This window comes from Burkholderia sp. Ac-20353 (assembly GCF_017104785.1).
Taxonomy (GTDB): Bacteria; Pseudomonadota; Gammaproteobacteria; order Burkholderiales; family Burkholderiaceae; genus Burkholderia.
In genome coordinates this window covers 1-11,481 of the sequence record NZ_JAAGPL010000245.1, presented here as the reverse complement: position 1 = coordinate 11,481, position 11,481 = coordinate 1, and the positions used below count along the sequence as shown (strand labels likewise).

Genomic DNA, 11,481 nt, shown 5'->3' with positions numbered 1-11,481 from the left:
CGGACGCGCCTGCGCGCGGCCCGCGCCGCCGCGATCCTGCTGGCCGCCACGCGCGGCCGCTCCGCCTGCGCCGGCTGAGCTGCCTGCGCCGACTTCGTCGTCGAGACGCATCGTCAGCGCGATCCGCTGGCGCTTGACGTCGACGTCGAGCACCTTGACCTTGACCACCTGGCCGGCCTTCACCACTTCGTGCGGATCCTTGATGAACTTGGTCGACATCGCGGACACGTGCACGAGGCCGTCCTGATGGACGCCGACGTCGACGAACGCGCCGAACGCGGCCACGTTGGTCACGACGCCTTCGAGGAGCATGCCCGGCATCAGATCCGACACCTTCTCGACGCCGTCGCGGAACGTCGCGGTCTTGAATTCCGGACGCGGGTCGCGGCCCGGCTTCTCCAGTTCGGACAGGATGTCGCGCACCGTCGGCAGGCCGAAGCGCTCGTCGACGAACTCGGCGGGCGACAGGCCCGAGAGCGCGTCACGGCTGCCGAGCACGTCGTCGATGCGCTTGCTGATCTTCGCGAGGATCCGCTCGACGACCGGATACGCTTCCGGGTGCACCGACGAGCGGTCGAGCGGGTTCTCGCCGCCGTTGATGCGCAGGAAGCCGGCGGCCTGCTCGAAAGTCTTGTCGCCGAGGCGCGGGACCTTGCGCAGTTGCTCGCGCGACGGGAACGGACCGTTCGCGTCGCGGTAGTCGACGATGTTGCGCGCGAGCGTCGCGTTCAGGCCCGACACGCGCGCGAGCAGCGCGGCCGACGCGGTGTTCGCGTCGACGCCGACCGCGTTCACGCAGTCCTCGACCACCGCATCGAGCGAACGCGCGAGTTCGCGCTGGTTGACGTCGTGCTGGTACTGGCCGACGCCGATCGCCTTCGGCTCGATCTTGACGAGTTCTGCGAGCGGATCCTGCAGGCGGCGTGCGATCGACACGGCGCCACGCAGCGACACGTCGAGTTCCGGAAATTCCTTCGCGGCGAGCTCGGATGCCGAATAGACGGACGCGCCGGCCTCCGACACGACGATCTTCTGCAGGCGCAGTTCGGGATGCTTCGAAATCAGCTCGCTCGCGAGCTTGTCGGTTTCGCGCGACGCGGTGCCGTTACCGATGCTGATCAGTTCCGCCTGCGTGTGCGCGGCGATGCGCGCGAGCTTCGCGATCGAGCCGTCCCAGTCGCGGCGCGGCTCGTGCGGGTAGATCGTGTCGGTCGCGAGCACCTTGCCGGTGCGGTCGACGACCGCGACCTTCACGCCGGTGCGCAGGCCGGGGTCGAGACCGATCACGGCCTTCGGGCCTGCCGGCGCGGCAAGCAGCAGATCCTTCAGGTTGCGCGCGAATACGCGGATCGCCTCGGTCTCGGCGGTCTCGCGCAGTTGCGTCAGCAATTCGTTTTCGATGTGCGGCTGCACCTTTACTCGCCAGCACCAGCGGCACACGTCGGACAGCCACTTGTCGGCCGGCCGGCTCTGGTTCGCGATGCCGAAATGGCGTGCGATCATGGCTTCGCCCGGGTGCGGCACCTGCGCGTCGAGTTCTTCGCCGAGGCCGAGCTTGATGGTCAGCACGCCGGCATTGCGGCCGCGGAACAGCGCGAGCGCGCGGTGCGACGGCACGGTCCTGATCGTTTCCGCGTAGTCGTAATAGTCGCGGAATTTCTCGCCTTCTTCGTTCTCCTTGCCTTCGACGACTGCCGACGACACGACACCCTGGTTGTGCAGATAGTCGCGCAGCTTGCCGAGCAGCTCGGCCGTCTCGCCGAATTGCTCGGACAAAATGTCGCGGGCGCCATCGAGCGCGGCCTTCACGTCGGCAACGCCCTTGTCGGCGTCGACGTAGGCAGCCGCCTCGGTCTGCGGATCGAGCAGCGGATTGCCGAGCAGCGCGTGCGCGAGCGGCTCGAGGCCGGCTTCGCGGGCGATCTGCGCGCGCGTGCGGCGCTTCGGCTTGTACGGCAGATAAAGGTCTTCGAGCACCTGCTTGCTGTCGGCGGCGTCGATCGCGGCGCGCAGCTCGTCGGTCAGCTTGCCTTGCTCGTCGATGCTCGCGACGATCGTGGCGCGGCGCTCCTCGAGTTCGCGCAGATACAGCAGACGTTCTTCGAGCTGGCGCAGCTGCGTATCGTCCAGGTTGCCGGTCACTTCCTTGCGGTACCGGGCGATGAACGGAACGGTCGAGCCTTCGTCGAGGAGTTGCACTGCCGCCGCGACCTGGCGCGGCTGGACGGTCAGTTCAGTGGCGATGCGCTGTACGATCTTGAGTGCTACGTTTTCCGTCATGTCGTTGCTAAGCTTCTGCCTGCTGAAAAACGCGACGCGGGGGCCGGCGGGGCCCGCGTGGCGGGGCTCTCGCTGCGCGCCCGCCGATCCTGACGCCGCGGGTGAGTGAAGCGGGGCATTTTGCCATAAATGGCGAAGCGCCCATCCGCGGGGTGATAGAATTTGGCACATGTCCCGCAGCTTTCCTACGACGTTGCCAACCTCCCGTTTTCCTCTCGTCGCGCTCGGCGCAGCGCTCACCGCGGCTTTGTCCTTCGGGCCGGCCGGCGCGCACGCGCAGGCGTCGGCTGCCGCCGTTTCGGCACCTGTTGCGAACGGCGCCGCCCCCGATTTCGACGCCCGTCAAAAAGTGCTCAATCACCGCACGGCCGAAAACGATTATCGTTATGCGGTGGCGGAGCACGATTGCTACAGCAAGTTCTTCGTCAATTCCTGTCTCGGCGACGCGCGCGACAAGATGCGCGCGGAGCGCGCGAGCATCCAGCAGGAGCAGCTGGCGCTCGACGACGAGCAGCGTGCGGTGCGGGCGCAGCAGCGCGACCAGCAACTCGCGCTGAAACAGGCGCAAAATGCAGCGGAAGCGCCGCAGCGCGCAGCGAACGAAGCGGCCAACGCGGCCGCGTACCGCGACAAGCAGCAGCAAAACGCGCTGAAAGATGCGCAGCGTGGCGCGGAAGGCCCGCAGCACGCGGCGAGCCGGCAGGCTTACGACCAGAAGCAGGCCGATTTCCAGCGCAAGCTCGACGCCGCGCACCAGCAGGCGGCCCAGAAGGCGCAGGAGCGGGCGGACAACGCGGCGCGCTACGAGCAGAAGCAGAAGGAAGCGGCGCAGCACAAGGCCGACGTGGAACAGCGGCAGAAGGAAGCGGCCGAGAAGGCCAGGCAGCAACAGCAGCAGGGGCAGTAACGTGTTGGAACGTTGATCCGGGCAGCAGTCCCGAGCGCGCCGGCGTGCAACCCGGCGTGCTGCTTCGATGAGGAGGTGCATATGCAAGACCGTCACGCGGAACAGCAGCAGGAATTGCACAACCGTTTGGTTTCATTGGAGGAGCTCCATGCTCAGCTCGCTCGCGAGATCGAGTTGAAGGAAGGGCGGTCCGACATCGACGACATCACACTGCACCGGCTGAAGAAGGAAAAGCTTGCGGCCAAAGACAAAATCATCATGCTGCAATCGCAGCTGGAACCGGATAAGCGCGCCTGAGCGCGGCCTGGCAAGCGCCGGCGCCGCAACGGGCGCTGGACACAGGAACGCTTGCCTTGAATTCACCGCTTGAAGCCACCCCCGATGCCCGGCGAGACAGCTCGTCCGCCGGGCGCGTTCGTGCGCCCGAAGCTGCCTTCGAGCTGAGCCGCAAGCGTGTCGACGAACTCGACACGATCTTCGGCGACGGCGGGCTGTTCGCGCGCGCGCTCGACGGCTACCGGCCCCGTGCGTCGCAGATCGAGATGGCGCGCGCGGTTGCGGCCGCGATGGAGGCGTCCGCGCGCCGGATGCCCGAACCCGAGATCTTCGACACGCGCAAGCGTCCGGCACGCCGGCTGCAGAACGATGCGGACAAAGGCGGCGCGGCCGGGCCCGGCGCGGCCGGGCCCGGTGCGGACGGCGGCGCGGATGCGGATGCGGGCAGCGACGCAGGTGACGCGGCGGATGCCGGTGACAATACGCTGATCGTCGAGGCTGGCACGGGTACCGGCAAGACCTATGCGTATCTCGTGCCCGCGATGCTGTGGGGCGGCAAGGTCATCGTGTCGACGGGCACCAAGCACCTGCAGGACCAGCTGTTCCAGCGCGACATCCCGACCGTGCGCGACGCGCTCGCGGTGCCGGTGACGGTCGCGATGCTGAAGGGGCGCTCGAACTATCTGTGCCACTACTACCTGCAGCGCACGGCCGACAACGGGCGGCTGCCGTCGCGCCAGGACACGGCCTACCTGCAGGAAATCGTCCGCTTCGCGAAGATCACGCGCAGCGGCGACAAGGCCGAGCTCGCGAGCGTGCCGGAGACGTCGCCCGTGTGGTCGATGGTCACGTCGACCCGCGACAACTGCCTCGGCCAGGAATGCCCGCACTACAAGGATTGCTTCGTGATGCAGGCGCGGCGCGAGGCCCAGCAGGCCGACATCGTCGTCGTCAATCACCACCTGTTCTTCGCGGACATCATGCTGCGTGACACCGGCATGGCCGAGCTGCTGCCGACCGCGAACACGATCATCTTCGACGAAGCGCACCAGCTGCCGGAGACGGCGACGCTGTTCTTCGGCGAGACGCTGTCGACGACGCAGATCCTCGAGCTCGCGCGCGACACCGTTGCGGAAGGCCTGAGCCACGCACGCGATGCGGTCGAGTGGGTGAAGCTCGGCGGCGCGCTCGAGCGCGCGGCGCGGGATCTGCGGCTCGCGTTCGCGGACGACACGATCGTGCGCATGTCGCTCGCGCAGCTCGGCGACGACCACCCGATGTTCGGTGCGCTCGACGCGCTCGAGGCCGCGCTCGATGCGCTCGCAGCGGCGCTTGCTAGCCAGGCCGAGCGGGCGGAGTCGCTCGGCGCGTGCCTGCGGCGCGCGCGCGAGCTGCAGGATCTGCTGGCCGGCTGGGTCGCGCCGGGCGCCGCACAGGAGGCCGCCAAGGCCGAAGCGTCCGGGCCGACGGCCGGCGCGGGGGACGACCTCAACGAGAAAGTGCGCTGGGTCGAGGTGTTCTCGCATACCGTCCAGCTGCACGAAACGCCGCTGTCGGTCGCGCCGATCTTCGCGAAACAGCGTGCCGGCGTGCCGCGTGCCTGGGTCTTCACGTCGGCGACGCTGTCGGTGCGTGGCGATTTCACGCACTACGCGGCACAGATGGGGCTCAGCTCGCGCCGTTCGATGACGCTCGCGAGCCCGTTCGACTATCAGACGCAGGGGCTGCTGTACGTGCCGCGCAACCTGCCGCAGCCGTCGTCGCCGGCGTTCACGGATGCGGTGTTCGACGCCGCGCTGCCGGCGATCGAGGCGTCGGGCGGCGGCGTATTCATGCTGTGCACGACGTTGCGCGCGGTCGACCGGATCGCCGCGAAGCTGCGCGACGTGATCGAATCGCGCGGCTGGAATACGCCGCTCCTCGTGCAGGGCGATGCGAGCCGCACCGAGCTGCTCGACCGCTTCCGCGCGTACGGCAACGCGATCCTCGTCGGCAGCCAGAGCTTCTGGGAAGGCGTTGACGTGCGCGGCGACGCGCTGTCGCTCGTCGTGATCGACAAGCTGCCGTTCGCGCCACCCGACGATCCGGTGCTGGCCGCACGCCTCGAGGCGCTGACGAAGAAGGGCTTGAGCCCGTTTGCCGTGCATCAGCTGCCGCAGGCGGTGATCACGCTGAAGCAGGGCGCGGGTCGCCTGATTCGCGCGGAAACGGATCGCGGCGTGCTGATGATCTGCGACACGCGGCTCGTCGACAAGCCCTACGGGCGCCGGATCTGGCAGAGCCTGCCGCCGTTCAAGCGCACCCGCGAGATCGAGGTCGTCGAGGAGTTCTTCGCCGAACACCGGGCGGCCAAGCGCGTGTAATCGCTGCGCGCCGGCTGGCCGCGTGCGGTGCGTTGCGGCCGGTCGACATGGACAAGACGGGGATTAGACCGGGACAAAAAAACCGGCCGCAAGGGCCGGTTTTTTGCTGGGTGCTGCTGGATCCGACCCGGTCGGTCAGAACTGCCACCACGACTTCTTCGCGCCCGGGCGCGCGTGGCCCGTGACGTACGGGCTGTCCGGGAACGTGCCTGCGAGCACGCGCTTCGTGTCCTCGGCGAGTTGCGGCTGGTTCAGCTTGTCGTACGACAGGATCATGATGTGCAGCGCATCCTCGATCGCCGGCGCGCCCTTGTATTCCTTGATCGCGAGCTGCGCGCGGTTGATCGCTGCGACAAATGCGCCGCGGCGGTAGTAGTAGTCCGCGGCATGCACTTCGTGCGACGCGAGTGCGTTGACGATGTAGCGCATCCGGGCCGCGGCGTCGGGCGCGTACTTGCTCTTCGGGTAACGATCGACGACGATCTTGAACGCATCGTACGACTCGCGCAGCGCCTGCGGGTCGCGTTCGCTCATGTCCTGGCCGGAGAAGCGGCCGAACAGGCCCAGGTCGTCGTTGAAGTGGATCATCCCCTTCAGGTAGTACGCGTACGCGATATCCGGGTGATCGGGGTGGAGCTGGATGAAGCGGTCGATGGCCTGGTCGGCGGCCGCCGCTTCGTTGTCCTTCCAGTTGCAGTATGCAACGTTGATCTGCGCCTGCTGCGCGAAATGCCCGAACGGGTCGCGACCCTGCAGCGCTTCGAAGTATTTCGCGCACTTGCCCCAGTCGCCGCCGGACAGCGCGTCCTGGGCCTCTGAGTATAATTTGTTGCTCGACCAGGTCGCTGTCTCGTCCTGCTTCTGCGGCAAGCCGTGGCAGCCCGCGATGAGGGCCGCGGCTGCAACCGCCGTGGCCCGGGCGACGACGGTTCTTGCCGCACGTTTGGTCGAATTCATCATGCTCGCATGTCCTAGCTTCAAGTCTCGGTGACCCAGTCTAAATGACCCGTTCAAGTTCGCAGAATGCCCAGCCGGGCAAGTCAAATCGCGAAGATTATAGCCCAAGCGATCGGCCAGCCGACGCCGCTTCCGGCGATTCGCTCGACGATGATCTGACCGGCGACGCGCTGCAGTCGTCCGTCGTGCCGCCAGTCGCGGCCGACGAAGCGCCGCGCGTCGTCGAAGTTCCCGCGTCGCTGGCCGGCGAACGCCTCGACAAGGCGCTCGCCCAGCTCTTTCCCGAATTCTCCCGCAGCCGGCTGCAGAGCTGGATCGACGCCCAGCGGGTGCGCATCGACGGCGCGCCCGCGAAGGTCCGCCAGCCGGTGCCGCTCGGCGCGACCATCGAGCTCGTGCCCGACCTGCTGCCGGAGCAACTCGCGTTCACGCCGGAGCCGGTGCCGCTCGACATCGTCTACGAGGACGACGCGCTCGTCGTCATCAACAAGCCGGCGGGTCTCGTCGTGCATCCCGCCGCGGGCAACTGGAGCGGCACGATCCTCAACGGGCTGCTGCACCGCTACGGCGACGCGGCGGCCGGCCTGCCGCGCGCCGGCATCGTCCACCGGCTCGACAAGGAAACGTCGGGGCTGATGGTGGTCGCGCGCACGCTGGCTGCGCAGACCGATCTCGTCCGCCAGCTGCAGGCGCGCACCGTGAAGCGCCGCTACTTCGCGCTCGTGTGGGGCACGATGCCCGAAGAAGGCACGATCGACGCGCCGATCGGCCGCGATCCGCGCGAGCGCACCCGGATGGCGGTCGTGACGGGCGAGTCGGGCAAGCCCGCGCGCACGCATTTCCGCACGGTTGACACATGTTTGTGGCAACGTCAGCCGGTTTCGGCGATCCAGTGCGATCTCGAGACGGGCCGGACCCACCAGATCCGCGTGCATTGCTCGCACGCCGGGCATCCGCTGCTCGGCGACCCTGTCTACGGGCGCGCGCGCGGCAAGCGGTCGGTGCAGCCGCTGCCGGACGGCTTCGCACGGCAAGCGCTGCACGCGTGGCGGCTCGGTCTCGTGCATCCGGTGACGGGCAGGACGATGCAATGGCGCTGCCCGCTGCCGGACGACATGACCGCGCTCGTCGAGGCGCTCGGATTCGGGCAGGACAACGCCGATTTCGACGATGAAGGGGCGTACGACGACGATTTCGGCGGCGAGTATGACGACGAGCCGTATCAGGACGATGAGGAGGAGTGAGTGCCGATGACGAATCTGGCGCCATTGACGTGGCAGGACTGCGTGCAGCCCGACTGGCAGGTGTCGCCGCGCGTGCGCGCGCTGATCACGACGCGTGACGGCGGGGTCAGCGAGGGCCCTTGCGGGCGCTGGCAGGCGGGCGCCGCGCTGCCGGGCGGGATGAATCTCGGCCTGCACACGGGCGACGATCCGGCACATGTCGCCGAGAACCGCGCGCGACTGCTGGCGCTCGCGGGCGAGCCGCGCGCGGCGTGGCTCGAGCAGGTGCACGGGGCACGCGTCGTGCGCGCGGATGAAGTGATCGCGGCCGATCCCGCTTCCACCGCGCCGGTGCAGGCCGACGCGAGCGTGACGGACCGCGCGCATGCGATCTGCGTCGTGATGGTCGCCGACTGCCTGCCCGTGCTGCTGTGCGATGCACAGGGGCGCGCGGTGGGCGCCGCGCACGCAGGTTGGCGCGGGCTCGCGGCCGGCATCGTCGAGGACACCGCGGCGCGCGTGGCGGCGCTTGCCGGCGGCGCGCCGGACGGCCTGCGCGCGTTCCTCGGGCCGGCGATCGGCCCGCGCGCGTTCGAGGTCGGCGCGGACGTGCGCGACGCGTTTCTCGACACGGCCCCGCAGTCGGAGCATGATGAAACCCGGCATGCGTTCGTCGCGATCGACGGCGCGCCCGGCAAGTATCTTGCCGATCTCTATGCGCTGGCCCGGCTGCGACTCGCGCGCGCCGGCGTGGCGCACGTGAGCGGTGGCGGCGCGTGCACGGTCACCGAGCAGGCGCGCTTCTATTCGTATCGGCGCGACCGGGTGACGGGCCGCATGGCCGCGGCCATCTGGCTCGCCGATTGATTTATTTGGCGCGCAGGCTTGCTGCGATGCAGAATCGATTTATCTCGATATTTACGCGGCGTTTCGGCGTTGCTTGCGCGATCGAATGAAAAAAAGCGAAGTCAAGCGGATCAAAATGTTTTCCCGTTCGCCGGAAGCCTTGTCCCGCCTGTTGTGCGTGGATTATCTCCGTGCTGAAAACGACAATGGTTTGACGCAGTGCTTCACATGGGGAAAACGATAATGATAAAAATACCGCACTGCGGCAGAATCTGGAGATGCCTCTCCAGAGCATGACGGCCCGGCTCGCTTGGCCGGCATGCCGCGCCGCGAGCAGGATTTCCACGATAGACGCTCAGGAATCACCGGTAAGGCAGGTAATGACAGCATCGAAAAACTCGTCGACGTCCGCACAGGCGGACACTTCCGCTGGCCGCCAGGCATTCGACCAGGCAGTCCAGCCGATGCAGCAGATGTTCGAGGCGTGGTTGACCGCGTGGCGAGGCTTTGCGGATCCGGCTCGGGCCGCGACCGCGTCGGCCGCAACGAACCCGTTCGCGACATTTCAGTTCCCCAAATCGTTTCCGTTCCAGGTGCCGTCGATGCCCGATTTCGGCGCAGCGGCGTCGCCGTTCGCGGGCATGAAGCTGCCGGTGGCCGCGGTGCCGCCGGAACGCCTGCAGAAGCTGCAGGCCGACTATGCGCGCGACTGCATGACGCTGATGCAGCAGGCGAGCGGCACGACGCTCGAGGCGCCTGAGCTGAAGGATCGCCGTTTCAGCGGCGACGCATGGAAGGCGTCGCCCGCGCATGCGTTCGCGGCGGCGTGGTACCTGCTCAATGCGCGTTACCTGCAGGAGCTCGCCGACGCGCTCGAGACCGATCCGAAGACCCGCGAGCGGATCCGCTTCGCGGTCCAGCAATGGACGGCGGCGGCGGCCCCGAGCAACTATCTCGCGCTCAACCCGGACGCGCAGAAATCGATCCTCGAGACCCAGGGCGAGAGCCTGCGGCAGGGGATGATGAACCTGCTCGGCGACATGCAGCGCGGCAAGATTTCGCAGACCGACGAATCGCAGTTCGTGGTCGGCAAGAATCTCGGCTGCACCGAAGGCGCGGTCGTCTACGAGAACGACCTGATCCAGCTGATCCAGTACCAGCCGAAGACGGGAACGGTCTTCGAGCGGCCGTTCCTGATCGTGCCGCCGTGCATCAACAAGTTCTACATCCTCGACCTGCAGCCCGAGAACTCGCTGGTCGCGCACGCACTGTCGTGCGGCCACCAGGTATTCCTCGTGTCGTGGCGCAACGCGGACGCGTCGGTTGCCCACAAGAACTGGGACGACTACATGAACGAAGGCCTGCTCGCCGCGATCGACGCGGTGCAGCAGGTCAGCGGCCGCGAGCAGATCAACGCGCTCGGCTTCTGCGTCGGCGGCACGATGCTGGCGACTGCGCTGTCGGTGCTGGCGGCGCGCGGCGAGCACCCGGCCGCGTCGATGACGCTGCTCACCGCGATGCTCGACTTCTCCGATACGGGCGTCGTCGACGTGTTCGTCGACGAGGCGCACGTGCAGATGCGCGAGCAGACGATCGGCGGCAAGAACGGCACGCCGCCCGGGCTGATGCGCGGCGTCGAGTTCGCGAACACGTTCTCGTTCCTGCGCCCGAACGATCTCGTGTGGAACTATGTCGTCGACAACTACCTGAAGGGCCGCACGCCGGCACCGTTCGACCTGCTGTACTGGAACGGCGACTCGACGAACCTGCCCGGCCCGATGTACGCGTGGTACCTGCGCAATACCTATCTCGAGAACCGGCTGCGCGTGCCGGGCGCGCTGACCGTGTGCGGCGAAGCGGTCGACCTGTCGCGCATCGACGTGCCGACGTTCATCTACGGCTCGCGCGAGGATCACATCGTGCCGTGGAAGACGGCCTATGCATCGGCGTCGATCCTGACGGGCCCGCTGAAGTTCGTGCTGGGCGCGTCGGGCCACATCGCCGGCGTGGTCAACCCGCCCGCGAAGAAGAAGCGCAGCTACTGGGTCAACGACGACAGCCTGCCCGAATCGGCCGACGACTGGTTCGCCGGCGCGACCGAGCATCCGGGCAGCTGGTGGCCGACGTGGATCGAATGGCTCGACCAGTACGGCGGCCGCAAGGTGGCGCCGCCCGCGCAGCTCGGCTCCGCGCAGTTCCCGGTGATCGAGCCGGCCCCCGGCCGCTACGTGTTGCAGCGCGATTGACGAAAACCGGACAGCGGCGCACGCTGTCCGATGCGCCGCAGTTTTTTTAACAGGGCGGGTAGCGATGCGTCGTGTCGCGCCGTCCCGGAGGAAAGTGAAATGACGGACGTAGTGATCGTATCGGCCGCGCGGACCGCGGTCGGCAAATTCGGCGGCACGCTTGCGAAGATCGCGGCGCCGGAGCTGGGTGCGACGGTGATCCGCGCGGTGCTGGAGCGGGCCGGCGTGAAGCCGGAGCAGGTCAGCGAAGTGATCATGGGCCAGGTGCTCGCGGCGGGCTCGGGCCAGAACCCCGCGCGTCAGTCGCTGATCAAGGCCGGGCTGCCGAGCGCGGTGCCGGGGATGACGATCAACAAGGTGTGCGGCTCGGGCCTGAAGGCCGT

General features: G+C 67.8%; 9 protein-coding genes and 1 pseudogene. 7 read left to right on the top strand and 3 right to left on the bottom strand.

All coding sequences use genetic code 11. From position 1 onward, the window contains the following. Positions 1 to 2,280: Tex family protein (locus G3N94_RS36305; protein ID WP_205799035.1), on the bottom strand; the 2,280-nt coding region annotated here is incomplete at its 3' end. 169 nt (positions 2,281 to 2,449) lie between these two features. On the opposite strand from G3N94_RS36305, the gene G3N94_RS36300 reads away from it, so the two are divergent. The 3 genes from G3N94_RS36300 (at position 2,450) to G3N94_RS36290 (ending at position 5,826) form a co-directional block, all read left to right on the top strand. Continuing rightward, positions 2,450 to 3,187, top strand: a complete 738-nt coding sequence (locus G3N94_RS36300; RefSeq protein WP_205799033.1) for a hypothetical protein — start codon at positions 2,450 to 2,452, stop codon at positions 3,185 to 3,187. Between the two features lie 81 nt (positions 3,188 to 3,268). Beyond that, positions 3,269 to 3,484: a YdcH family protein gene (locus G3N94_RS36295; RefSeq protein ID WP_205799031.1), complete on the top strand. Its 216-nt coding sequence runs from the start codon at positions 3,269 to 3,271 to the stop codon at positions 3,482 to 3,484. A 56-nt stretch (positions 3,485 to 3,540) separates the two neighbouring features. Beyond that, on the top strand, positions 3,541 to 5,826 hold the full coding sequence (locus tag G3N94_RS36290) for an ATP-dependent DNA helicase (RefSeq protein WP_205799029.1): 2,286 nt from the start codon (positions 3,541 to 3,543) through the stop codon (positions 5,824 to 5,826). A gap of 135 nt (positions 5,827 to 5,961) precedes the next feature. On the opposite strand, the gene G3N94_RS36285 is transcribed toward G3N94_RS36290, so the two are convergent. Continuing rightward, entirely contained in the window at positions 5,962 to 6,786 is an 825-nt protein-coding gene (locus G3N94_RS36285; RefSeq protein ID WP_205799027.1) for an outer membrane protein assembly factor BamD, read from the bottom strand. Between the two features lie 41 nt (positions 6,787 to 6,827). Between G3N94_RS36285 and G3N94_RS36280 the strand changes: the two genes are divergently transcribed. Continuing rightward, a complete protein-coding gene (locus G3N94_RS36280) occupies positions 6,828 to 8,027 on the top strand; it encodes an RluA family pseudouridine synthase (RefSeq protein WP_205799025.1) in 1,200 nt (399 codons plus the stop codon). Positions 8,028 to 8,033: 6 nt separating this feature from the next. Further along, positions 8,034 to 8,873: a peptidoglycan editing factor PgeF gene (pgeF, locus tag G3N94_RS36275; RefSeq protein WP_205799023.1), complete on the top strand. Its 840-nt coding sequence runs from the start codon at positions 8,034 to 8,036 to the stop codon at positions 8,871 to 8,873. A 1-nt stretch (position 8,874) separates the two neighbouring features. On the opposite strand, the gene G3N94_RS36270 is transcribed toward pgeF, so the two are convergent. After that, positions 8,875 to 9,198, bottom strand: a complete 324-nt coding sequence (locus tag G3N94_RS36270) for a hypothetical protein (protein WP_205799021.1) — start codon at positions 9,196 to 9,198, stop codon at positions 8,875 to 8,877. Between the two features lie 34 nt (positions 9,199 to 9,232). On the opposite strand from G3N94_RS36270, the gene phaC reads away from it, so the two are divergent. After that, a complete protein-coding gene (phaC, locus tag G3N94_RS36265) occupies positions 9,233 to 11,098 on the top strand; it encodes a class I poly(R)-hydroxyalkanoic acid synthase (protein ID WP_205799019.1) in 1,866 nt (621 codons plus the stop codon). A gap of 99 nt (positions 11,099 to 11,197) precedes the next feature. Next, a pseudogene (locus G3N94_RS36260) lies at positions 11,198 to 11,481 on the top strand (acetyl-CoA C-acetyltransferase); the annotation flags it as partial.

What these genes read in the sequence shown, in the direction of transcription:
- G3N94_RS36300 (WP_205799033.1), top strand. Translation starts at nt 2,450, where the DNA reads ATGTCCCGCAGCTTTCCTACGACGTTGCCAACCTCCCGTTTTCCTCTC.
- G3N94_RS36285 (WP_205799027.1), bottom strand. Translation starts at nt 6,786, where the DNA reads ATGATGAATTCGACCAAACGTGCGGCAAGAACCGTCGTCGCCCGGGCC.
- G3N94_RS36280 (WP_205799025.1), top strand. Translation starts at nt 6,828, where the DNA reads ATGACCCGTTCAAGTTCGCAGAATGCCCAGCCGGGCAAGTCAAATCGC.
- pgeF (WP_205799023.1), top strand. Translation starts at nt 8,034, where the DNA reads ATGACGAATCTGGCGCCATTGACGTGGCAGGACTGCGTGCAGCCCGAC.
- phaC (WP_205799019.1), top strand. Translation starts at nt 9,233, where the DNA reads ATGACAGCATCGAAAAACTCGTCGACGTCCGCACAGGCGGACACTTCC.
- G3N94_RS36295 (WP_205799031.1), top strand. Translation starts at nt 3,269, where the DNA reads ATGCAAGACCGTCACGCGGAACAGCAGCAGGAATTGCACAACCGTTTG.